This window comes from Comamonas nitrativorans (assembly GCF_042654765.1).
GTDB lineage: Bacteria > Pseudomonadota > Gammaproteobacteria > Burkholderiales > Burkholderiaceae_C > Comamonas > Comamonas nitrativorans.
In genome coordinates this window covers 64,638-86,469 of record NZ_JBHSEW010000005.1, presented here as the reverse complement: position 1 = coordinate 86,469, position 21,832 = coordinate 64,638, and the positions used below count along the sequence as shown (strand labels likewise).

General features: G+C 64.7%; 20 protein-coding genes. 10 read left to right on the top strand and 10 right to left on the bottom strand.

Annotated features, from left to right (window positions below; translation table 11 throughout):
* Positions 1-133 precede the first annotated feature (133 nt).
* Positions 134-775, bottom strand: a complete 642-nt coding sequence (locus tag ACFO3A_RS06925) for a histidine phosphatase family protein (RefSeq protein WP_377725146.1) — start codon at positions 773-775, stop codon at positions 134-136.
* 300 nt (positions 776-1,075) lie between these two features.
* On the opposite strand from ACFO3A_RS06925, the gene bioB reads away from it, so the two are divergent.
* On the top strand, positions 1,076-2,080 hold the full coding sequence (gene bioB, locus ACFO3A_RS06920) for a biotin synthase BioB (protein WP_377725144.1): 1,005 nt from the start codon (positions 1,076-1,078) through the stop codon (positions 2,078-2,080).
* On the opposite strand, the gene ACFO3A_RS06915 is transcribed toward bioB, so the two are convergent.
* The gene (locus ACFO3A_RS06915; RefSeq protein WP_377725141.1) at positions 2,055-2,750 is read right to left on the bottom strand and encodes a DUF4136 domain-containing protein; all 696 of its coding nucleotides are present in this window, start codon (positions 2,748-2,750) and stop codon (positions 2,055-2,057) included. The genes bioB and ACFO3A_RS06915 overlap by 26 nt on opposite strands.
* A 26-nt stretch (positions 2,751-2,776) precedes the next feature.
* The gene (gene ttcA / locus ACFO3A_RS06910; RefSeq protein ID WP_377725139.1) at positions 2,777-3,748 is read right to left on the bottom strand and encodes a tRNA 2-thiocytidine(32) synthetase TtcA; all 972 of its coding nucleotides are present in this window, start codon (positions 3,746-3,748) and stop codon (positions 2,777-2,779) included.
* Between the two features lie 198 nt (positions 3,749-3,946).
* Between ttcA and ACFO3A_RS06905 the strand changes: the two genes are divergently transcribed.
* Positions 3,947-6,772, top strand: a complete 2,826-nt coding sequence (locus ACFO3A_RS06905) for a bifunctional diguanylate cyclase/phosphodiesterase (RefSeq protein WP_377725138.1) — start codon at positions 3,947-3,949, stop codon at positions 6,770-6,772.
* On the opposite strand, the gene ACFO3A_RS06900 is transcribed toward ACFO3A_RS06905, so the two are convergent.
* Genes ACFO3A_RS06900 through ACFO3A_RS06890 form a run of 3 tightly spaced genes read right to left on the bottom strand, consistent with a single transcriptional unit; the run spans position 6,744 to position 8,421 of the window.
* Entirely contained in the window at positions 6,744-7,130 is a 387-nt protein-coding gene (locus ACFO3A_RS06900; RefSeq protein WP_377725135.1) for a dihydroneopterin aldolase, read from the bottom strand. The genes ACFO3A_RS06905 and ACFO3A_RS06900 overlap by 29 nt on opposite strands.
* A gap of 56 nt (positions 7,131-7,186) precedes the next feature.
* On the bottom strand, positions 7,187-7,600 hold the full coding sequence (locus ACFO3A_RS06895) for a dihydroneopterin aldolase (protein WP_377725133.1): 414 nt from the start codon (positions 7,598-7,600) through the stop codon (positions 7,187-7,189).
* Positions 7,597-8,421, bottom strand: coding sequence for an SDR family oxidoreductase (locus ACFO3A_RS06890; RefSeq protein ID WP_377725132.1), 825 nt, complete (start codon positions 8,419-8,421; stop codon positions 7,597-7,599). The genes ACFO3A_RS06895 and ACFO3A_RS06890 overlap by 4 nt, the downstream gene beginning before the upstream one ends.
* A 44-nt stretch (positions 8,422-8,465) precedes the next feature.
* Between ACFO3A_RS06890 and ACFO3A_RS06885 the strand changes: the two genes are divergently transcribed.
* Both ACFO3A_RS06885 and ACFO3A_RS06880 read left to right on the top strand, forming a co-directional pair.
* Positions 8,466-9,560 carry a class I SAM-dependent methyltransferase gene (locus tag ACFO3A_RS06885; protein WP_377725131.1) on the top strand — a complete coding sequence of 365 codons (1,095 nt, stop codon included), beginning with the start codon at positions 8,466-8,468 and terminating at the stop codon, positions 9,558-9,560.
* 17 nt (positions 9,561-9,577) lie between these two features.
* On the top strand, positions 9,578-9,790 hold the full coding sequence (locus ACFO3A_RS06880; RefSeq protein ID WP_377725130.1) for a DUF2905 family protein: 213 nt from the start codon (positions 9,578-9,580) through the stop codon (positions 9,788-9,790).
* A 26-nt stretch (positions 9,791-9,816) separates the two neighbouring features.
* On the opposite strand, the gene ACFO3A_RS06875 is transcribed toward ACFO3A_RS06880, so the two are convergent.
* Together ACFO3A_RS06875 and ACFO3A_RS06870 are read right to left on the bottom strand one after the other, a co-directional pair.
* Positions 9,817-11,151: a heavy metal sensor histidine kinase gene (locus tag ACFO3A_RS06875; protein ID WP_377725128.1), complete on the bottom strand. Its 1,335-nt coding sequence runs from the start codon at positions 11,149-11,151 to the stop codon at positions 9,817-9,819.
* Between the two features lie 2 nt (positions 11,152-11,153).
* On the bottom strand, positions 11,154-11,834 hold the full coding sequence (locus ACFO3A_RS06870; protein WP_377725127.1) for a heavy metal response regulator transcription factor: 681 nt from the start codon (positions 11,832-11,834) through the stop codon (positions 11,154-11,156).
* A gap of 146 nt (positions 11,835-11,980) precedes the next feature.
* Between ACFO3A_RS06870 and ACFO3A_RS06865 the strand changes: the two genes are divergently transcribed.
* From ACFO3A_RS06865 to ACFO3A_RS06845, 5 genes are all read left to right on the top strand, one after another.
* Entirely contained in the window at positions 11,981-12,319 is a 339-nt protein-coding gene (locus ACFO3A_RS06865; protein WP_377725125.1) for a DUF4148 domain-containing protein, read from the top strand.
* 639 nt (positions 12,320-12,958) lie between these two features.
* On the top strand, positions 12,959-14,212 hold the full coding sequence (locus tag ACFO3A_RS06860; RefSeq protein ID WP_377725123.1) for a TolC family protein: 1,254 nt from the start codon (positions 12,959-12,961) through the stop codon (positions 14,210-14,212).
* Entirely contained in the window at positions 14,179-14,799 is a 621-nt protein-coding gene (locus tag ACFO3A_RS06855; RefSeq protein ID WP_377725120.1) for a hypothetical protein, read from the top strand. The genes ACFO3A_RS06860 and ACFO3A_RS06855 overlap by 34 nt, the downstream gene beginning before the upstream one ends.
* Entirely contained in the window at positions 14,796-15,908 is a 1,113-nt protein-coding gene (locus tag ACFO3A_RS06850) for an efflux RND transporter periplasmic adaptor subunit (RefSeq protein ID WP_377725117.1), read from the top strand. The genes ACFO3A_RS06855 and ACFO3A_RS06850 overlap by 4 nt, the downstream gene beginning before the upstream one ends.
* 9 nt (positions 15,909-15,917) lie before the next feature.
* Positions 15,918-19,037, top strand: coding sequence for an efflux RND transporter permease subunit (locus tag ACFO3A_RS06845; protein WP_377725116.1), 3,120 nt, complete (start codon positions 15,918-15,920; stop codon positions 19,035-19,037).
* A gap of 81 nt (positions 19,038-19,118) precedes the next feature.
* Here ACFO3A_RS06845 and ACFO3A_RS06840 read toward each other — a convergent pair whose 3' ends face one another.
* Complete coding sequence (locus tag ACFO3A_RS06840; protein WP_377725114.1) at positions 19,119-20,366, bottom strand: multifunctional CCA addition/repair protein; 1,248 nt, start codon at positions 20,364-20,366, stop codon at positions 19,119-19,121.
* Complete coding sequence (locus ACFO3A_RS06835; RefSeq protein ID WP_377725112.1) at positions 20,363-21,064, bottom strand: glutathione S-transferase family protein; 702 nt, start codon at positions 21,062-21,064, stop codon at positions 20,363-20,365. Before ACFO3A_RS06835 ends, ACFO3A_RS06840 begins: the two co-directional genes overlap by 4 nt.
* A 68-nt stretch (positions 21,065-21,132) precedes the next feature.
* Between ACFO3A_RS06835 and queC the strand changes: the two genes are divergently transcribed.
* The gene (queC, locus tag ACFO3A_RS06830) at positions 21,133-21,828 is read left to right on the top strand and encodes a 7-cyano-7-deazaguanine synthase QueC (protein ID WP_377725110.1); all 696 of its coding nucleotides are present in this window, start codon (positions 21,133-21,135) and stop codon (positions 21,826-21,828) included.
* Positions 21,829-21,832 lie beyond the last annotated feature (4 nt).

Genomic DNA, 21,832 nt, shown 5'->3' with positions numbered 1-21,832 from the left:
GGGATGGGCTGCTAGGCGCAAACCGCAGCCATAGCGGTGCTATGGCGAGGATTTGCAACGCCGCAGAGCGCCCGATTGCGTGACTGCACACCCGCGCGGAGATCGTGAACAGGTTCTTAAAACATCTTGGCGATTACGAGAACGATTCCTCCAGCGCCCCGCCCTCCAGGTGCTGCACGTCGCCCCAGCCCACCAGGGTCAGCCCCTGCGGCGTCCACAACAGGCGGTTGATCGCCGTATTCGTCAGCGCCCAGGTGCGCGGCGCCTGCAGATCCTGGCCGGTTGCCAGGCGGTACAGCATGTCCATCACCCCGCCGTGGGCAACCAGGGCGATCTGGGCGCCGACATGTTGCTGCGCCAGTTGCTGCACGGTGGCGGCGATGCGTTCGCGCAGCTGCTCCAGCGACTCCCCGCCCCCCGGAAAGACGAACTGCGGGTCGCGCTTGCGCCAGCGGTAGGCGTCCTCCGGGTGGGACTGCTCCACCTGCGCAAAGCTGCGGCCTTCGAACGCGCCGAAGCAGCGCTCGCGCAGCCCCGGCGCGGCATGCACGGCTGCGCCGGTAGTGTGCGCCAGCGCCTGTGCGGTCTGCCAGGCACGTTGCAGGTCGCTGCTGTAGATGGCGGCCAGGGGTTCCTCGGCCAAAGCCTGCGCCGCCTGCACGGCCTGGGCCTGGCCGGTGGCGTTCAAGGGGATGTCGGTATGCCCTTGAATGCGGCCATCGACATTCCAGGGGGTTTCACCGTGCCGGATGGCGATGATGCGGGTTGCGTCCATGGGGTTTGCGCCGGAAGGGGCGATGTGGGGGGAGACTTCCGATTTTACAAACCCGGATTTCCTTGCGCCGACCGCGCGTGTTTTCCGCCTTCTTCGCTGCAAATGCCGGCGCGATCGCTGCAAAACACGGCATTGCATTTATTGGCACGCAACTTCGGCCAATTTTCGAGAAAAATGGCGTAATTTGGCATTTTTTAGGCGCTGAAAAATCATGCCGACTATTTGGCCCCGGCACCCTGGGCAGGCCGGGCCGAGGCTTTCACAATCGGCCTCCATCGTTGTTTGCTTTGGAGACCTGCCATGTCTACCTGGACTTTGTCCGCCATCGAAGAATTGTTTGCCCAGCCGTGGCTGACGTTGATGCAGCGGGCCACCGCCGTCCACCAGGCGCACTGGCCCACCCCGGATGTGGAGCTGGCGACCCTGCTGTCGGTAAAAACCGGCGGTTGCCCGGAAAACTGCGGCTACTGCCCGCAATCGCAAAGCTTCGACACCGGGCTGCACGCCAGCAAGCTGCTGCCCGAGGACGAAGTGCTGCACGCCGCCAAGGCCGCCAAGGCGGCCGGGGCCACGCGCTTCTGCATGGGGGCGGCCTGGCGCAGCCCGAAAGAGCGCGACCTGGAAAAGATGGCCAGCATGATCGCCAACGTCAAAGCCCTGGGGCTGGAAACCTGCGCCACGCTGGGCATGCTCTCGCCCGAACAGGCGCAGACCTTGCAGACTGCCGGGCTGGATTACTACAACCACAACCTGGACACCAGCCCCGCGCATTACGCCCAGGTGGTGACCACGCGCAGCTACCAGGACCGCATCGACACCCTGGCCGCGGTGCGCGAAGCGGGCATCAAGGTGTGCTGCGGCGGCATCATCGGCCTGGGCGAGCAGCAGGCCGACCGCGCCAGCCTGATTGCCGAGCTGGTCAAGCTCCAGCCCGAATCGGTGCCCATCAACAGCCTGGTGCCCGTGCCCGGCACGGTGCTGGCCAGCAGCGCCCCGGTCGACCCGCTGGACTTCGTGCGCGTCATCGCCGTGTGCCGCATCACCATGCCCAAGGCCCGCATCCGCCTGTCGGCGGGCCGCCAGCAGCTGGGCGAAGCGGTGCAGGCGCTGTGCTTTCTGGCCGGGGCAAACTCGATTTTTTACGGCGACAAGCTGCTGACCACCGGCAACCCGGACACCCGGGCCGACGATGCACTGCTGGAAAAACTGGGGCTGCGCATCGTCGCTCCGCAAGCGCAGGCAGCCCCCGCTGCTGGTTGCGGTTGCGCTTGCGGCACGCCTACTGCGCAGCCGGCGCTGGCGTAGCCGCCGGCGCGGCCTGGGGGGCGGGCGCCTGCGGTTGGGCGGCGGCGTCCTTAGGCGGCGTCGTCACCTGGCGCGGCCCGCTGGGCGGGAAGGGGAAGCCCGTCAGGGCCGCATCGAACAGCGCCGGCCAGATGGTGCTGTCGTCCACGCGCACTTCATCGTACTGGGCCGAGGTTTCGTAGACGATGCGCTGGGTCTGCTGGTCGCGCAACACCAGCTTGACGGCCCGCAGGTACACCCGGGGCGGGGCGTCCATCATCATCCAGTGCATGTTCCAGCCGCTGTACCAGCCCCCGCCGTAGCCCAGGCCCCAACCGAAGCGCGGGCCGTAGTAGTAGGGGTCCCAGGTCGGGTGGCTGGCCCGCCCTTCGCCCGCCGAAGCGCCCACCTGCACCACCAGCCGGGCCAGATCGGGGCGCACATCGCGCTTGAGGCCGACTTTTTCCAGGGCGGCCTCGGCGGCCGCCTCGATCTGGGCAAAGCTGGCCTGCTGGGCCTGGGACGGCAGCACCTCCAGCCGGTAGGTGGCCGGCAGCGTCACCCCCTGCATGCTGGAGTACGACTGCACGTCGCTGGTAATGGCGGTGGGGCCGACGGCGCACCCGGCCAGCGCCAGGGCGCTGCCCAGCACGGCGGCGCAGCGCACCACGGTAGTTTTCAGTTGGGGCATCAGGACCTCCTTGCCCGCGAGGGCGATTACTCGACAGAAGAACGGCTGCGCTGTACGACCTGCGGCACGGGCAGAGGTTCATCGTCGAACGCAATATCGCCATTGGGGTCGGCAATGCCGGTGGCCTTGGCGTTTTTGAAATCGTGCAGTTTGGGATCCATCATATGCGTGGTCACCACGTGGCCCATGGCGCGGAACATGCTCTCGATGCGGCCCGGGTGCTTCTTCTCCCACTCGCGCAGCATTTCATTGACGGCCACGCGCTGCAGGCCGTCCTGGCTGCCGCACAGGTTGCAGGGGATGATGGGGAACTGCTGGTATTCGGCCCAACTGCGCGTATCGCGCTCGGGCACATAGCACAGGGGGCGGATGACGACGTGCTTGCCATCGTCGCTGACCAGCTTGGGCGGCATCCCCTTCATGCGCCCGCCGTAGAACAGGTTGAGCATCATGGTGGCCAGGATGTCGTCGCGGTGGTGGCCCAGCGCGACCTTGGTGCATTTCAGCGCGTCGGCCACCGAATACAGGATCGCCCGGCGCAGGCGCGAACACAGGCTGCAGGTGGTCTTGCCCTCGGGCACCACGCGCTTGACGACGCTGTAGGTGTCCTGGTTCTCGATGTGGTACTCCACGCCGATGCTGTCCAGGTAGCCGGGCAGCACATGCTCGGGAAAGCCGGGCTGCTTCTGGTCGAGGTTCACCGCCACGATCTCGAACTTGATCGGGGCGCGTTTTTGCAGCTTGCGCAGGATGTCCAGCAGGGTGTAGCTGTCCTTGCCGCCGGACATGCAGACCATCACCCGGTCACCTTCCTCGATCATGTTGAAGTCGGTGATGGCGCGGCCCACTTCACGGCACAGGCGCTTTTCCAGCTTGTGCGCCTCGCGCTCGGCCTTGGACTTGCCACCGCCCGCTGCAACCGCCGTATCGGCAGATGCAAAGGAGGCTGCGGCATCGGTGGTTTCGGCCACCCAGGAAGGGGAAGTAACGGTATTCATACAAGATAAATTGTTGTAAAAGCGCTGCCGGGACACACGGGTTCAGACAACACGGGGCACTGTTGGGGCGCGATTTTCCTCGCATTCGAATGCAGGCCGTCCAAACCGGGCATTTCCATCGCCCGGAGCCTGCCGCCCACACACCACAGGGAGCAACCACTTATGCCCGCGCTATCGTGGCGTTCATTGAAACTGCGCTTGCCGCTCTTGACCGTGCTGCTGTTTCTGGGCGGCTTGTGGGCCCTGGTGCTGTTCGCCAGCCACCAGCTGCGCCAGGACATGCGCACCCAGGTGGAGACGCAGCAGCAATCGACGGCCACCTTCGCGGCCCTGGCGCTGGAGCAGACGCTGCAGGAGCGCCAGGCCGTCCTGCTGCGGGTGGCCCGCCACTTTGGCCCCATCGTCGAACACCAGCCGGAGCAGCTGAGCGCCTCGCCCTCCAGCTTCGCCGCGCTGCGCCAGGCCTTCGGGGAAATGCCGATGGGCCCGAATTCGGCCCAGCTCGGGCTGGTCGTGCTGCAGCAACTGTTCAACGGCGGCACCTTCATCACCAACGCCGAAGGCCTGGCGCTGACCTCGTTTCCGCCCCATATCCTGCGCATCGGGAACAACTATGCCGACCGGGATTTCCTGCGCCGCGCCCTGGCCGGCAGCAGCGTGGTCAGTCCGCCGTTTACCGAAGGGACGACCCCCGTCGTCGTCATGGCCGTGCCGATCTGGGGCGATAGCGGCGTCCCCGTGGGCGTGCTGGCCGGAGTGCTGGACCTGAGCGACCCGAACTTTCTGTCCAGCATCCAGGGCTACTCGTATGGCCGCGACGGCGGCTTTCTGGTCGTCGATACCGCCACGCGCAGCATCATTGCCGCCAGCTCGTCCAACCGCACCCTGCAGGCCCTGCCCGCCCCGGGTGCCGATCCGGTACTGGATGCCCTGGCCCAAGGCGACAGCACCCAGACCGAATACCTGCGCAACGGCACCTCCTGGCTGATCGCCGTACGCTCGATTCCCATCGCTGGCTGGAAGGTCGTCGTCAACACCCCTCTGGCCGAGGCACTGGCCCCGGTCAACGCCCTGAGCCAGAACATCACCCTGGCAGCCATCGTCGTCAGCCTGCTGGCCGCCCTGGGCATGTGGCGGCTGCTGCACCACGAACTGCGGCCGCTGGAGATCACCACCGCTGCATTGGCCGGGATGATGCGCGACGGCGGCACCCTGCAGCGCGTGGCCGTCCCCAAACAGGCCGAAGTGCGGCAGATGGCCCTGGTGTTCAACCACCTGGTGCAGGAGATCGAGCAGCGCCAGCAGGCCCTGCGCGAAAGCGAACAGTTGTACCGCGCAGCCTTCCAGTTCAGCCCCAATGGGCTGGAAATTACCCGCCTGCGCGATGGCCGCATCGTTGACGTGAACGAAGGCTTTACCCGCATCTACGGCTGGCAGCGCGGCGAAACCCTGGAGCGCACCGAAATTGCGCTCGGCCTGTGGTTGTCCCCCCAGGATTGGGAGCCTCTGGTGCAGCACATCGTGCTGGAGCGCAGTTGCCAGGACGTGGAACTGCACCGTCGCCACAAAGACGGCCGCCCGCTGACGGTGCTGCTCTCGGCCAGCTTGCTGCTGCTCGATGGCGAACACTGCATCCTCTGGATCAGCCACGACGTGACCGCCCAGCGCCAGGCCGATGCCCGCATTGCCCACCTGACCTCGACCGACACCCTGACCGGCCTGCCCAACCGCCAGTCCTTCGTCCAGTCCCTGGAACAGGCGCAAATCCAGTGCCTGGACGGGCAGGGCCTGGGTGCCCTGCTGTACCTGGACGTCGACGATTTCCAGGCCGTCAACGACACCCTGGGCCACGAGGCGGGCGACGCCTTCCTGGCCGCCCTGGCCCGGCGCATCCAGGCGGCGCTGCCACCCAATGCCGTCCTCTCGCGCCCCAGCGGCGACGAGTTCCTGGCCCTGCTGCCCGCACTGCCCGCCGTCCTGGGCGATGCCGCCCTGCGCACCGAGCGCGTGGCCGCCGGCCTGCTGGACGCCCTGGAGACGCCCATCGCCTTTGCCGGAGCAGCCCAGCACTGCACCGTCAGCATCGGCGTGCTGCTGTTCGGCCTGCAGCACGAAGCGCCCATGGAGCTGCTGCGCAAGGCCGACCTGACGCTGAACCAGGCCAAGAGCGCCGGCCCCGGCAGCATCCTGTTCTACGAAGCGCAGATGCAGGCCCAGGTCGCCTCCCGCGCCCGCCTGCAGCACAGCCTGCGCGAAGCCCTGCAGCAGCAGAGCTTCCGCCTGCACTACCAGCCCCAGGTCGATAGCGCGGGGCAGGTGGTCGGCGTCGAAGCCCTGGTGCGCTGGTTCTCGCAAGAGCAGGGCTTCATCTCCCCGGCGGAATTTATCCCGCTGGCGGAAAAAACCGGCCTCATCCTGCCCCTGGGCCGGTGGATTCTGCACACCGCCTGCACCCAGCTGGCCACCTGGGCCACACAACCCGGGCGCGGGCACATCGCCATGGCCGTGAATGTCAGCGCCGGCCAGTTCCAGCAGGACGATTTCGTCCAGCAGGTGCAGGAGGTGCTGCAGGAAACCGGCGCCCCCGCGCCGCTGCTGAAGCTGGAGCTGACCGAAAGCGCCATGGTCGAGCAGATCGACGCCGTCGTGCAGCGGATGCAGGCCCTGCGCAGCCTGGGCGTGCGGTTTTCGATCGACGACTTCGGCACCGGCTTTTCGTCCCTGGCCTACCTCAAGCGCCTGCCGCTGGACCAGCTCAAGATCGACCAGGGCTTTGTGCGCGACTGCCTGGAAGACCGCAACGACGCCAGCATCGCCCAGACCGTGATTGCCCTGGGCCACGGCCTGGGCCTGGAGGTGATTGCCGAAGGCGTGGAAACCCCGGGCCACCAGGCGGCGCTGCAGGGCTGGGGCTGCCGCTTCTTCCAGGGCTACGGCATCAGCAGGCCGCTGCCGATCGAGGCGCTGGAGGTGTTTTTAAGCCAGCCCGCCGCCGCTACCACTGCCCCGCTTCCACCCGGATAGCCACTTCGCAGTCGTCGAAAATCTCCAGCTTGGCGATCTTGATGCGCACGCCCAGCACGCCGGGCAGCTGCATCAGGCGCTGGGCCAGCTTGCCGATCAGGCTCTCCAGCAAGTTGACATGCTCGGCCGTGCATTCCTCGATGATGATCTGCCGCACCTTGCGGTAGTCCAGCACGTGCAGGATGTCGTCGTCCTGCGGGCGCAAGGCTTGCGGGCCCTGGTTCAGTTCCGCATCCACCTGGATGGGCTGGGGCGCGGTTTTTTCGTGGTCCAGGATGCCCAGGTTGGCGGCAAAGCGCAGGCCGGTAAGCGTCAGGATTTGGTTGCCGGTTTGCGGCACCGGAAGGTTCTTGGACATATTGATAGCTGCCAGCACCTGCTGGTATTGATTTATAGAATGTTTTTAACCGGAAATCACCACGGTTTCAGCGCAACCCGCTCTACTCCTATCGAAGCGCTGTCCGGGTACACATCGGGCTTGCGCGTGGCCACCCGCACGGCCTGCACTGCCGGGTTGGCCAGCAGCCGGGCGGCAATGCGGTCGCACAGGGTTTCCTGCAGCTCATGGTGCCGGTCGCCCACCACCTGGGCAATCACGGCGCGGATGAAGTCGTAGTCCAGCGTCTGCGCAATGTCGTCGTGCGCAGCGGCGGCCTGCGCCAGCGGCACGCACAGATCGACGTCGAACCACATGCGCTGGGGCGCCTGGCGCTCGAACGCATGCACGCCGATGCGCACCGGCACCTCGTGGCGGCGCAGGCTCAGGGCCCGGCACTCCAGCGCCAGGCGAGGATCCAGGGCGGCAAAGCCCAGCAGGATGGCGGTCATGATCGGGGTTCATCCACGGCGAACATCACATCGCGCGACAACGGCAGCAAATGCTGGCCGTTGTCCACCGGCAGGGTGCAGCCGTTCAGGGCCGGATTTTCCGCCGCAAACACCACGCTGCGGGCCACCTGCGCCGGGTCGATGGGCACTTGCAGCAGGTTCACCCGGCTGGCGCGGTCGAAATTGTCCTGGGTCTGCGGGCCGCTCAAAAACATCAGCCCCGGCGAGATGCCGCACACCCGCACCCAGGGGGCCAGCGCCTGCGCCTGCAGGGCCACGCTGCGCTCCAGCGCCAGCTTGCTCACGGTGTAGGAAAAGTAATCGGGATTCAGGTTGTGGACTTTCTGGTCCAGGATGTGCAGCACGCTGAACCAGCCCGGCACAGGGGCGCCGTGCTGCTGCGCCTGCGCCAGCAGGCCGTTGCCCAGCAGCAGGGGCGTGACGGTATTGGTCTGCAAATGCGCCAGCAAGCCATCGGCCTGCGCCGTGGCTGCCGTGTCCGCATCGAACTGCGAGGCGTTGTTCACGATGCAGCGCAGCGGCTGGCCATGCAATGCGGGCTGGCAGTCCGCCAACAACTGGCGGGCCGCCTCGGGCCGGGCCAGATCGGCCTGCACCAGTTGGCATTGCCGCCCCCGTGCCTGCACCAGGGCCTGCACCTGCTGCGCCGCAGCCTGCGAATCGCGGTAGTGCAGCAGCACGTTCCAGCCGGCGTCGGCAAACGCCAGGCACAGCGCCCGGCCCAGCCGCACGGCACCGCCGGTCACCAACACCCAGGAAGCGGGCGGTTGCCCCCCCGCCGCCACCGAAGATTGCGTCACGTTCTCCATACAACCCATAACTACTGGTAAAAAGCGTGCCGATTATGGACACACCACACACCCCTCTGACGCAGTTGATCGCCCGGGAAATCCACGCCGCCAACGGCTGGCTGGGTTTCGACCGCTTCATGCACCTGGCCCTGTACGCCCCCGGGCTGGGCTATTACGCCAACGACAGTCTTAAATTGGGAGCTATGCCCGCAGGCGGTAGCGACTTTGTGACCGCCCCGGAGCTATCTTTTCTTTACGGGCAAGTGCTGACAGCTCAGATTATCGAAGCATTGCAGCACACGGCCACCGATGAGATCTGGGAATTCGGTGCCGGCAGCGGGGCACTGGCCGAGCAGGTGCTCACCACCTTGCAGGCGCAGGGCGTGCCGCTGAAGCGCTACACCATCGTCGATGTCTCCGGCAGCCTGCGCCAGCGCCAGCAGGCGCGGCTGGCCGCCTTTGGCGATGCGGTGCAGTGGGCCGACCGCCTGCCCCCCGCCATGCACGGCGTGGTGCTGGGCAACGAGGTGCTGGATGCCATGCCCGTGCAACTGCTGGCCCGCGTGGACGGTGTGTGGCACGAGCGCGGCGTGGCGTTGCAAGGCGACGCTTTCGTCTGGAGCGACCGCCCCACCGACCTGCGCCCGCCGCTGGAGGTGGAAGGCGAGCACGATTACGTCACCGAAATCCACCCCCAGGGCGAAGCCTTTCTCCACACCCTGGGCCAGCACCTGCAGCGCGGCGCGGCGTTCTTCATCGACTACGGCTTTGGCGAGGACGAGTACTACCACCCCCAGCGCTCGATGGGCACCCTGGTCTGCCACCAGCGCCACAAAATGGACAGCGACCCGCTGGCCGACGTGGGCGGCAAGGACATCACCGCCCACGTCAACTTCACCGGCAGCGCCGTCGCCGCGCAGGAGGCGGGCTGGGACATCCTGGGCTACACCAGCCAGGGGCACTTTCTGCTGAACTGCGGGTTTACCGAAAAAACCGATGCGCTCACCCTGGCCCAGCGGGCGCTGGCCGGCAAGCTGGTGCTGGAGCACGAAATGGGCGAGCTGTTCAAGGTGCTGGGCCTGTGCAAGGGCGTGGAACCCTGGCCCGCCCTGGGCTTTGCCCACGGCGACCGCACGCACCGGCTGTAAGACCCAAGGAGAACGCCATGCTGCTGCGCTGGGCCATCGTCGTCTTCATCGTGCTGCTGCTGATCGACAGCACCACCGGCATCCTGGCCAAGTTGCCCAAACTGCCCGGCGATCTGCGCTTCCCCCTGGGCCGGCGCACGCTGCGCCTGCCGTTTACCAGCGCCCTGCTGCTGGCAATACTGCTCCTGGTCGGCCTGAAATCCCTGGCCTGGCTGGCCCAGCAGCTTTGACTTTGGCGACCAGTGCCTCGCCGTGTTCAGCAGGATTCGACAAAACTGGATGCAGCAGGCACCACAAGCCCGATGGAAGTGACGCCATCGTGCGATTCCGCCACGGTGCGCCCTCCGTGCATGCGGGCGATGGCGGCAACAATGGCCAGGCCAAGCCCATGGTTGCGGATGGCGCCCGTACGTGCCGCGTCTACCCGGTAGAAGCGATTGAACAAGTGGGGCAGATGTTCAGTGGCGATGGTGCAGCCTTGATTTACAACACAGAGCGCTGTTTCGCCGTCCAGCCTTTCAATGCGGACAAGCAGCTCACTCTGCGGAAGTGCATACCGGGTCGCATTCCCGATGAGGTTGGACAGGGCACGCTGCAACAGACGAACATCCACCGCACAGGCGGCATCGCCCTCCACACGCAGGTGCAGGCCCGCTTCCTCGATAGCCGCCTCATGCAGACCGGCGACTGCGACTGCAACGACCGCCAGGCTTGCGACGTTTTCGCACCGTGCCTCGGCCCCTCGGTCGGCCTGGGACAGGAACAGCATGTCCTGCACGATCAGCGCCATGCGCTGCAGCTCTTCGAGCTGCTCCCCCAGAACGTCTCTTAACGTATCGACATCCCGAGCCTTGCGCAAAGCGACTTCGGAATTTCCCATCAGGGTCGCCAGCGGGGTAAAGAGTTCGTGGGCGACGTCTGCATTGAAGGCCTCCAGTTGTTCATAGGCTGTATGCAGACGCTTGAGCAAACTGTTGACATGCTGCACCAGCGGCACCAGTTCGTCGGGCTGGGCGGAACCATCCAGGTGCTGGTGGAGAGTGTTGGCCTCCAATGCCCGAATCTGCGCTGAAAGGCCGCGTATCGGTGCCAGACCGATCTGCACCAACGTATATCCGCCAGCGGCAATCACCACGACCCCAGCCAAGGCGGCGACGATCAATGTGCGTGCCAGGTGCTGCAGAACGCGGTCATCGTCGCTGGCGTCCAGACGCAGCAATACCCCGACAAGGCCCGAGTCGGTCGGGATGTCGAACTGCGCCTCAATCGTGCGATGGTCAGGCGGAATGACAGAGCTGGCATAAATGACACGGCCTGCCGCATCGGTCAGGGACATTCCCATGTCCCGCCGCCCGACCATCGCGTCGTCGAGCTTGTGCGCAAGCGCGGAACCAGCGAGTCCTCCTACCTCGGTGACGAGATGACGCACCTGGCTTTGCTGCTGCCGCAGCACGTCCCTTTGCCGCTCCTGGAAACTCAGCACCGTCGCGGTGTAAACGCCAAGGCAGGCCAGGGTCAGCCCCGCCAGTGTCAGAAGGGCAAGCCAACGGGCCAGCCGGTGGCCCAGCGACCCAGCATGTCTTTGCCGCACGGTTACCGCTCTTCGAGCACGTAGCCCATACCCCGGACCGTGTGCAACAAGGGATGCTCGAACGGTTGGTCGAGTTTGCTGCGTAGCCGTCGCACGGCAACGTCAATCACGTTCGTACCATGGTCGAAGTTCACATCCCATACCTGCTCGGCAATCTCGGTGCGCGACAGCACCTCGCCCTTGCGGCGCAAAAGAAGCGACAACAATTGAAACTCCTTGGCCGACAGGTCAATGCGCTGCCCGGCTCGCGTGGCGCGGCGCCTTCCGAGGTCGACTTGCAGGTCGGCAAGCGCCAGGACAAGCGCATCGGGTGCCGGTGCAGTACCGGCTGCGCGACGAAGAAGCACTTCGATGCGTGCAACCAGCTCGGAAAAGGCAAAGGGCTTGACCAGATAGTCGTCCGCCCCCGCCTTCAAGCCGCGTACCCTGTCTTCGATGCGGTGGCGTGCCGTCAGCATGATCACCGGAGTTTGCTTGCTCTGTCGTAGTGCTGCCAAAAGACCAAAGCCATCAATGCCCGGCAGCATGGTGTCGAGGACGATGAGGGCATAGCTTTCGTGCAAAGCCATGTGCAGACCGTCGATCCCGTTTGTTGCCACGTCGATCACGTACCCCTCTTCGGCAAGTCCTTTGCGCAAGTAGCCGGCGATCTTGGCCTCGTCTTCCACGATGAGAAGTTTCATGAGGCACGCCGATTCTTGACCGGCCTATCGCCACCTGTCCAAATTGTCATTTTCACGTTCTACTCCTGTTCGGTGCGGTTTCCTACATTGCAGCCATGCCTTCGGGCATATCGATTTTTCCATCACACACTGCAAAGGATCATGCAATGAAAAAACTCACCCGCCTTGTCGCACTGCAGGCTGTTATTCTGGCGATGGCACTGCCAATGGCAGCCCAGGCCGATTCAATCTGGCATCCTGCAAACAACCAGCAGGGCTATACCTACCACCCGGACCATTTCAAAAGCGCCAAGACCCGCGCTCAGGTCATTGCAGAAGTCGAGGCTGCCCGCAAGGACGGTTCGCTGATGTTGCTCCAGCGTGGATTGCCGCTGCCGGTCGAGAGTTCCGTGGCCCCGAAAACACGCCAGCAAGTGATCGACGAAATGCGCAACGAAACGCCGCAAGCACGGCGTGCGCGGCTTGAGATGTATTCCGGTAGCTGAAGCAATCGCTCCTTGGTCGCCTGCAACCCGCACCATTCGCAAGCCACCAGGAAGGGTATGCCGGACAATTTCCAGGCCATATAGTTCATCGAATCCACCTCGTACCGTTACACTTTCCTCATGCGCCGCTGGCTTGCCATCTTTCTGCTCGTATTGCTGCCTACCCAAGCAACCTGGGCGGTGGTTGCTGGCTACTGTGTCGATAGCCCGGGCGTGACGGCAGGCCATTTCGGGCACCATGACCGCTCCCTGCACGGACATACCCTCACGCCTCCCGAGGCGTCACCGGAAGATGCTCTAGGCTCCGGCAGCAACAACATGGTCAGCACAAGCCCCGATTGCGGGCACTGCCATGGGCATTTCGCTGGCGTCTTGACTGAAGCCTGCCTGCTGCAGCTTGAATCGTCCCACGGACTATCCATCCTTCTTGGCGCAGAGTCATGGTCGGCCTGCACGACTGCCAGACCTGAGCGCCCCAAATGGGCCCAGCTCGCCTGATCGGCGAGTCGGGGCTCCTTCCTTTCCGAATCCCGTTTGTATCGAAGCGCCTGCTTGTGCGGGCACTTCGGTGCGTGACTCCGTCACCTGGCCACAGCCCGCCGATCTCCCATGTCTTCCCACTAAGCACTGGAGTATCGGATGCATCCGAAATCACGAATATTGACCCGTCTACGGCAAGCTGTGCTTGCCATCATCGTTGCAGGCATAGGCACCGGCACCTATGCACAATCGTCGGCGCCGCCGACGAGCCTGAAGGATCTTTTCGACGCAGCCTGGGCGCAACAGCCCGAATTCCAGGCGTTGTCGATACGCCAGGATGCCGTGCATGCACAGCGGCGTGCCGCAGAAGCCTGGACGCCGGAACCTCCGGCAATCGAGGTGGCAAACAAGACCGATCGTTTCAACCGCAACAGTGGTGTACGTGAAATTGAGGTCGGTGTTTCCATTCCTTTGTGGCTGCCAGGCGAACGGCGCAGCAGTCGCACGCTTGCGGATGCAGAAACGGCTGCGCTGGAGAGCCGTGTGGCATCTGCACGGCTGCGCCTGGCCGCCGAAGTGCGTTCAGCATGGTGGAGCTGGCAGCTCGCCCGCATGGATGCGGAAATGGCACGCGCACAAATGGATAGCGCACGTCGCATCGCTGCCGATGTTGCCCGTCGTGCCAAGGCCGGCGACTTGGCTCGGGCGGACCAACACCAGGCCGATGGCGCCGTTGCTGCCGCCGAAGCTGGCGTAGCACAGTTGGAAGCAGACGCTACTGCAACGCTGGAGCAACTCAAGGCATTGACCGGTGGTATTGCTCCCGCGTCACCTGTCGGCCTGTCGCCTACCGAACCCGAGCCTGTGTCGAGGCCCCCCGATCCGCATCCCGCATTGAGCGAGCTGCAGGATCGCGTTACCGTGGCCGAACGCGCCGCAGCCCTGGCGGCCAGGCAGTCACGCGCCAACCCGGAGCTATCGTTGTCCACCACCCGCGACCGTGGGGCATTCGGCGAGCGTTACGACCAGACGGTCACGGTAGGCATTCGCGTCCCGTTCGGTGCGGGACCGCGCCATGACGGCCGTGTCGCTGCCGCGCAGGCAGAGGCACTGGAGGCCCGGGCACAACTGGCGCTAGAGCAGGCGCGTTTGCAGGGGCAGCGGGATACCGCCGTTGCACGCGTCAATGCCGCACGCGCTCAACTCGCTGCGGCAGAGCGCCGTGCCACTTTGGCGCAAGAGGCACGCGGTTTCTTCGAAAAGTCTTTCCACCTGGGAGAAACCGACCTTCCGACACGGCTGCGCATCGAAGCCGAAGCCACGGATGCCGCACGCCAGGCAATACGCAGCCGCGTTGAACTGGCTGCAGCGATTTCCGCATGGCACCAGACGTTGGGCCTGTTGCCGCAATGAAAGCCGTGCAGCAGCCATTCTTTCCTTCCTTCGGATTAACCAACATGAAATTCCCTTCCCTCCTGGCAGTATTGGGGCTTGCAGCCCTGTTGCTGTCTGTGCCGACGCACGCCGATGACGGTCACGGTGAGGCAGCGCCTGTCGCTTCCGGGCCTACGCTGGCACGATTTGCTGCCGTTTCCGATACCTTTGAGCTTGTCGGCGTACTCAACGGCAGAAACATCACGCTTTATCTGGATCGCACCGCCGACAACATGCCAGTGGTCGATGCCCAAATCGAACTCGAAATTGCAGGAGAAAAACATGCAGCCCAGCCGCATGAAGATTTCTACGAGGTGGAGCTGGCTGCGGAACCGGTACCGGGCACGCTGCCCATTGCCGCCACGGTCAAGGCAGGAGAGGCCATTGACCTTCTGACTGGCGAGCTGGATCACCACGACGAGGATGCACAACATGCCGATCAAACCCGGTCCTGGCCCCGCTATGCCGCCTGGGCTGCCGGACTGGCCGCTGCATTTGCCACCCTATTCACTCTCGGTCGCCGCATGGCGTCCTCTCGTTCGCGCCGCACAGGAGGTGCCGCATGATCCCGAAATACGTTCTTCCCACAGTCGTAACCGCACTGTCCCTGGGTATGGCCGTCCCGGCCTTGTCTGGCGAAGGCCACGACCACGGCGACACTCCAGCAGTAGTGAATTCCAATGGTCCACAACGCTTGCCCGATGGGGGGGTCTTCCTTCCCAAGCCCGCACAGCGGCAACTCGGCGTACGCACCCTGCTTGCCCAAACGGCCGGACTGCCCCGCTCGGTCGAATTGAACGGCAAGGTGGTCATGGATCCCAACGCAGGGGGCAAAGTGCAGCCGTTGAACGCCGGTCGCATTGAGCCAGGGCCGCAGGGCCTGCCCAGTCCAGGCCAGACCGTGCGCAAGGGCGAGGTGCTAGCCTATGTCATGCCATCGATAGCTCCGATTGAGCGATCGAACCAGGCTGCGCAACTGGCCGAACTGCAGGCAGCCAGGCGCTTGGCGGACCAGCGCCTGACACGCTTGCAGGAGCTGGCCGATACCGTACCGCGCAAGGATCTCGAGGCCGCAGAGAGCGAGGTGCACAGCCTGGCCGCCCGTATCGCTGCCGTTGGAGGAGGGCTTTCCACCCGTGAACCCCTGGTTGCGCCAGTCTCGGGTGTCGTTGCTTCAACCAGTGCTGTCGCAGGCCAAGTGGTCGATGCCCGCGAACTTGTCTTCGAAATCATTGACCCCAGCCGGTTGCATATCGAGGCACTGGCCTTCGATACAGCAATAGGCGCAGATATCGGCAGTGCCGCTCTTGCCGTCGGCAAGGAGCGCGTGCCACTGACGTTCGTCGGTGCCGCACGCAGCCTGCGTGAACAAGCGCTGCCTCTGGTATTTCGGGCAGAGGGCACCGCATTGTCGGCTCTGGCAGTCGGCCAGCCGGTGCAAGTCTTCGTGCAGGGCAAGGACAGGATCAACGGTATTGCCGTGCCGGTGGCCTCGCTCATGAAGAATCCGGCGAACCAGACCATCGTCTGGGTGAAAGTCGCCCCGGAACGGTTCGAACCTCGCCCTGTGGTGGTCGAGCCGCTGGACGGCGTGAACGTGGCGGTCACCTCCGGATTGAACGCTGGCGACCGCGTGGCAACGCAAGGCGCCACCCTGATCAACCAAGTGCGCTGAGGAGTCTGCATGTTCAAATGGCTTCTCCACAACAGCCTTGCCAACCGGCTGCTGGTGATCATCGCCAGCGTCGTCCTGATGGCCTACGGCGCATTCACGCTCTCCCAAACACCTGTTGATGTGTTCCCGGATCTCAACAAGCCTACGGTCACCATCATGACCGAGGCTGGCGGTATGGCCGCCGAGGAGGTGGAACAACTCATCACCTTCCCGCTGGAAACAACGATGAACGGGTTGCCCGGCGTCGATTCGGTGCGCTCTACCTCGTCGGCCGGTCTGTCCTTCCTTTACGTCACGTTCGACTGGAACACCGACATCTTCCGGGCACGGCAACTGGTGTCCGAACGGTTGGCCTCGATGGAAGAAGGTCTGGCCGAAGGCGTCGTGCCCCGGATGGGCCCGATCAGCTCGATCATGGGGGAAATCATGCAGATCGCCATTCCCGTGGATCCCCAAAAGATCAGCCCGATGGCCGTGCGCGAGTATGCCGACTGGGTGTTGCGTCCCCGATTGCTGTCGGTGCCCGGCGTGGCGCAGGTGATCCCCATCGGCGGCGAGGTACGGCAGTTCCAGGTGCAGCCGAACACAGCCCGCATGGCCGATCTGGGCATCTCGCACGATCAACTCGAAGCGGCGCTCAAGGGTTTTTCAGCGAACACCTCTGGGGGATTCCTGGAACTGAACGGCCGCGAATACCTGATTCGCAACATCGGACGCACGTCACGCCTGGATGACCTGAAAAATCTTGCCCTCACCGCCAGCCAGGGACAACCCATCCTGCTGCATCAGGTTGCCGATGTGACCTTTGCAGCAGCCATCAAACGCGGTGATGCCGGCTTCGAAGGCAAGCCGGCAGTGATCCTGGGCATACAGAAACAGCCTACCGCCGACACGATCACCTTGACCACAGCCATCGAGGAAGCACTGGCCGGACTCCAGACCTCGCTGCCCGTCGGCATGGAGGCACCCCGCGTCACATTCCGGCAGGCCAGCTTCATCGAGGCTTCGATCACCACGCTGCAGGGCAAGCTGATCGGCGCTTCCGTTTTTGTCGCTGTGCTCCTGTTCTTCTTCCTTGGAACCTTGCGGCCAACCATCATCGCGCTGACGGCCATCCCCGTTTCAATCTTCATCACCGCCCTGGTCTTTCGCTACTTCGGCCTGTCGATCAACACGATGACCCTCGGGGGGCTGGCGATTGCAATCGGCGGCTTGGTGGACGATGCCGTCGTCGGTGTGGAGAACGTATTGCGCCGCTTGAAGGAAGATCGGGCGAAGCATTCCGACAAGAGGCTGCTCCCGCTGGAAGTGGTGGGCCGTGCCACGATGGAGGTGCGTTCGGCGATTCTCTATGCCACGGTCATCATCGTGCTGGTGTTCATCCCGTTATTCGCTTTGCCGGGGCTGGAGGGCAAACTGTTCGTACCGCTTGGCATCGCCTTCATCATTTCGACGCTGGCATCGCTCGTGGTATCGGTGACGATCACACCTGTATTGAGCTTCTATCTGCTGCCACGCATGAAAAATCTCGACCATGGTGACACCCGGGTGCTTGCCTGGCTCAAGGTGCGTTATCGCCATGGATTGGAAGCCGTACTGAACCGGCCGAAGGCTGCGCTTGCCGCAGCAGGCGTCGCAGTCGTGGCGGCCATGACGGTCGTGCCATTCTTTCCAACGACCTTCCTGCCTCCCTTCAATGAAGGAACCCTGCTGATCGGCCTGCGGCTCAATCCCGGGGTCACGCTTTCGGAAAGCTCTGCCGTGGCACGCCAGGCCGAAATTCTGGTCAGCCAGGTTCCCGAAGTCACGCACGTCGGGCGGCGCAGCGGACGTGCAGAATTGGACGAACATGCCGAGGGCGTTCATGTCAGCGAACTGGACGTGGGGCTCAAACCGCCAGCCGCACTGACCCGCAGCATGGATGAAGTCCGGGCCGACATCCGGGCCCGCCTGGCGAACCTGCCGGCAGCCATCGAGATCGGACAGCCGATTTCGCACCGGATCGACCATATGCTCTCCGGTGTGCGCTCGCAGATCGCGATCAAGATCTTCGGCGAAGATCTCGATGCCTTGCGGGGACAGGCCGAGGCGCTGCGACAGCAGCTGTCATCCATCCCCGGCATCGCCGACCTGCAGGTCGAAAAGCAGGTGCTTGCGCCACAAATCAAGGTACATGTGGACTATGCCGCTGCTGCCCGATACGGCGTACCTGCCCCGCAGGTTCTGGCCACGCTGCAATCGTTGGTTGAGGGCGAGAGAATTGCCCAGATCGTTGAAGGTGGACGGCGCTTTGCGTTGGTGGTCAGGCTCCCTGAGGAAGCACGCTCGATCAAGGGATTGAACAGGATACTGATCGAAACTCCGACAGGTCGGATTCCCCTTTCGAAGCTGGCAACGATCGAGGACGGGGACGGCCCCAACCAGATCAGCCGCGACGATGGCAAGCGACGCATCGTGCTGTCGGCCAATGCTTCGGAACGGCCACTTTCGGACGTCGTCGCGGATATCCGCCAGGCCATTGCCCAAACCAAGTTGCCGGAGGGGTACTTCATCACTCTGGGGGGCCAGTTCCAGGCGCAGGAAGAAGCATCACGGCTCGTCGGCCTGCTCTCCATCGTGTCGCTGGGACTGATGTTCATAGTGCTGTACAGCCGCTACAAGTCAATCACCCTCTCCGCGCTGATCATGGTGAACATCCCGCTGGCCCTGGTCGGTGCGGTCATCGGTCTGTGGCTGTCTGGCCAGCCCCTGTCGGTAGCCGCACTCGTGGGCTTCATTACGCTGGCCGGTATTTCGGTGCGCAACGGCATTCTCAAAGTCAGCCACTACATCAATCTGATGCGTTTCGAAGGCGAGGACTTCAACCAACGGATGATTATCCGTGGCTCCCTCGAACGGCTGAGTCCGGTACTGATGACGGCACTGGTCACGGCCTTCGCACTGGCGCCGCTGCTGTTCGAAGCAGAACAGCCTGGCACCGAAGTGCTGCATCCAGTGGCCGTGGTGATTTTCTCCGGCTTGATCAGTTCAACACTGCTGGATACGTTCCTGACACCCGCCATGTTCTGGCTGTTCGGTCGCAAAGATGCGGAACGTCTGGAGAACGACAAGGACGCCGAAGCACTATGACTTCCCGGCCTTCACTTGCTCTGCTCAATCGCCAGGACACTTGGTTGCGCAACTTTCACACATCACGTATCCCGGCCTGTGTCAAAGCGGCGGCTTGTTCAGCGTCGCTGCCAACGCCTGCACCCGCACCGCATCCACCGCCTGCCCAATGGCCGCCCCCTTCTTCCCCGCAGCCACGGCCCCCGCCGCAATCGGCCCGGTGGCCACGCCCAGCACCACCGCCAGCGCCTGCTGCAAACGCGCCCGCTGCGGATACGCCGCGTCCTCAAACCCCCAGCGCCCCCGGGCATCGCATTCGCAGGCCCACAGCGCCTGGGCAAAGCGCTCGGGCTTGCGCAGCGCATCGCAGCGCTGCAGCAGGCGCAGCAGGGCAGCCGCCGACAAATCCAGGCTGCGGTGGATGTTGCCGTGTTCGTAAGCCACCAGCTCCGCCAGCTCGGTGCAATCCCTGGGCACACGCCAGCGTTCCCCCACCTGCCGCACCAGCTTGGCCCCGCGCTGCTCATGCCCGATGTGGCGCGGCAGCACCTCGGCGGGCGTGGTGCCTTTGCCCAGGTCGTGTACCAGGCAAGCCCAGCGCACGGCCAGCGGCGCCTGCTGCTGCACGGCCTGGCCCAGCACCAGCATGGTGTGCAGGCCGGTGTCCACCTCCGGGTGGTAGTCGGCGCGTTGGGGCACGCCCCACAGGCGATCCAGCTCGGGCAGCAGCACGGCCAGCGCCCCGCATTCGCGCAGCACGGCAAACATGCGCTCGGGCCGGGCCTCCATCAGCCCCCGGCTGATTTCCTGCCACACCCGCTCGGGCACCAGGTGGGCCGCTTCGCCCGCCTGCACCATGGATTGCATCAGCGCCATCGTCTCCGGGGCCACGGTGAAGTCGGTCAGCCGGGCGGCGAAACGGGCCACGCGCAGGATGCGCAGGGGGTCTTCGGCAAACGCCCCGGTCACGTGGCGCAGCACCTTGGCGTGCAGGTCGGCCACGCCGTGATAAGGGTCGAAAACGGCCTCAGCGCCCGTCCAGTCTGCGGGGGCAGCTATGGCATTGATAGTTAAATCGCGCCGCGCCAGGTCTTCTTCCAGCGTCACGTCGGGGCTGGTGTAGACGGTAAAGCCCTGGTAGCCATGGCCGCTTTTGCGCTCGGTGCGGGCCAGGGCGTATTCCTCGTGCGTTTGCGGGTGCAAAAAGACGGGGAAGTCCCGCCCCACCGGGGTAAAGCCCTGGGCCACCATCTCCTCGGGCGTGGCCCCCACCACCAGCCAATCGCGGTCATGCACCGGCAAGCCGAGCAAGGCATCGCGCACCGCGCCGCCAACTTGGTAAATCTTCATTCCGGCAGTGTAGGGCCGCTGCGGTAGGGTTCCAGGAACGGCACGAAATCGTTCTCTGCCGCAGCATCCGCGCACCACTGCTGCAGGGCAGGCAAGGCCAGCACCCGCTGCACGTAAGCCTGCACGCTGGCGGGCATGGCACAGGGCAGCGCATAGGTTTGCAGGCGCAGCCAGACCGGGGCCAGATAGGCGTCGGCCATGCCGAAGGCGCCGAACAGCATCGGGCCGGAACTGTCTTGCAACAGGCTGGCACAGCGCTCCAGCAGGTGATGTACGTCCTCGCGCAGATCGGCCTGCTCTTGCCACACCCTGGCCCCCACTGCGGGCAGGCGGGCGCCGACGTTCATCGGGCAGTGCTGGCGCAGGGCGGTAAAGCCGCTGTGGATGTCCGCGCACAGCCCCCGCGCCTGGGCACGCTCGGCCGGGGCACCGGGCCAGACGCCCGCATGGGGAAAGGCTTCGGCCAGGGTTTCGGCAATCGCCAGGCTGTCCCACACGGCCACGCCGTCCAGCACCAGCACCGGCACCTTGCCGCTGGGGGTGAACCGGCGCAGGCGCTGCTTGAACTGCGCATCCATCCCGAAGCCGTCGAAGCGCAGCGGCACTTCCTCGAAGGCGATGCCCAGCCCGTGCAGCGCCAGCCAGGGGCGCAGCGACCAGGACGAGTAGTTTTTGTTGCCGATAAGCAGTTGCAGCATGGCTGTCCCTCCCGCAAAAAGCACCTACTCTAGCCAGCGCCCGGCAGCGCGGTGGTGTAATCGCCGCCATGCACACACGCGCTCTGGTTTTATTTTCCGGCGGTCAGGACTCGACCACCTGCCTGGCCCACGCCCTCACCCACTACGCCCATGTGGAAACCCTGGGCTTTGACTACGGCCAGCGCCACAGCGTCGAGTTGCAGGCCCGCCAGACGGTGCTGCAGCGCCTGCGGACGCAGTTCCCGGCCTGGGCCGCGCGGCTGGGCGAAGACCATGTGCTGAACGTCGATGTGATCGGGCAGATCGGCGGCTCGTCGCTTACCGACGACGTGGCCATCGCCATGCAGCAGGACGGCCTGCCCAACACCTTCGTGCCCGGGCGCAACCTGCTGTTCATGACGCTGGCCGGGGCGCTGGCCTACCGCCGGGGGCTGCAAGTGCTGGTCACCGGGGTGAGCGAGGCCGACTTTTCCGGCTACCCCGACTGCCGCGACGACACCATGAAGGCCATGCAGCTGGCGTTGAACCTGGGGCTGGAGCGGCGCCTGCGCATCGGCACCCCGCTGATGTGGCGCGACAAGGCGGCGGTGTGGCAACTGGCCTTCGATCTGGGCGGGCCGGCACTGATCGAGCTGATCGTGCAGGACAGCCACACCTGCTACCTGGGCCGGCGCACGCCCCACGCCTGGGGCGCCGGCTGCGGGCAATGCCCGGCGTGCGCCTTACGCGCCAACGGCTGGGAGCGCTGGCAGGCGCAAAAATAAAAAC

Bases quoted from the DNA above. Each gene is read 5' to 3' on its own strand.
- ACFO3A_RS06885 (WP_377725131.1), top strand. From the start codon at position 8,466: ATGGACACACCACACACCCCTCTGACGCAGTTGATCGCCCGGGAAATC.
- queC (WP_377725110.1), top strand. From the start codon at position 21,133: ATGCACACACGCGCTCTGGTTTTATTTTCCGGCGGTCAGGACTCGACC.
- ACFO3A_RS06865 (WP_377725125.1), top strand. From the start codon at position 11,981: ATGAAAAAACTCACCCGCCTTGTCGCACTGCAGGCTGTTATTCTGGCG.
- ttcA (WP_377725139.1), bottom strand. From the start codon at position 3,748: ATGAATACCGTTACTTCCCCTTCCTGGGTGGCCGAAACCACCGATGCC.
- ACFO3A_RS06835 (WP_377725112.1), bottom strand. From the start codon at position 21,064: ATGCTGCAACTGCTTATCGGCAACAAAAACTACTCGTCCTGGTCGCTG.
- ACFO3A_RS06840 (WP_377725114.1), bottom strand. From the start codon at position 20,366: ATGAAGATTTACCAAGTTGGCGGCGCGGTGCGCGATGCCTTGCTCGGC.
- ACFO3A_RS06880 (WP_377725130.1), top strand. From the start codon at position 9,578: ATGCTGCTGCGCTGGGCCATCGTCGTCTTCATCGTGCTGCTGCTGATC.
- ACFO3A_RS06900 (WP_377725135.1), bottom strand. From the start codon at position 7,130: ATGTCCAAGAACCTTCCGGTGCCGCAAACCGGCAACCAAATCCTGACG.
- ACFO3A_RS06855 (WP_377725120.1), top strand. From the start codon at position 14,179: ATGGCACCAGACGTTGGGCCTGTTGCCGCAATGAAAGCCGTGCAGCAG.
- ACFO3A_RS06845 (WP_377725116.1), top strand. From the start codon at position 15,918: ATGTTCAAATGGCTTCTCCACAACAGCCTTGCCAACCGGCTGCTGGTG.
- ACFO3A_RS06870 (WP_377725127.1), bottom strand. From the start codon at position 11,834: ATGAAACTTCTCATCGTGGAAGACGAGGCCAAGATCGCCGGCTACTTG.
- ACFO3A_RS06850 (WP_377725117.1), top strand. From the start codon at position 14,796: ATGATCCCGAAATACGTTCTTCCCACAGTCGTAACCGCACTGTCCCTG.
- ACFO3A_RS06860 (WP_377725123.1), top strand. From the start codon at position 12,959: ATGCATCCGAAATCACGAATATTGACCCGTCTACGGCAAGCTGTGCTT.
- ACFO3A_RS06925 (WP_377725146.1), bottom strand. From the start codon at position 775: ATGGACGCAACCCGCATCATCGCCATCCGGCACGGTGAAACCCCCTGG.
- bioB (WP_377725144.1), top strand. From the start codon at position 1,076: ATGTCTACCTGGACTTTGTCCGCCATCGAAGAATTGTTTGCCCAGCCG.
- ACFO3A_RS06895 (WP_377725133.1), bottom strand. From the start codon at position 7,600: ATGACCGCCATCCTGCTGGGCTTTGCCGCCCTGGATCCTCGCCTGGCG.
- ACFO3A_RS06915 (WP_377725141.1), bottom strand. From the start codon at position 2,750: ATGCCCCAACTGAAAACTACCGTGGTGCGCTGCGCCGCCGTGCTGGGC.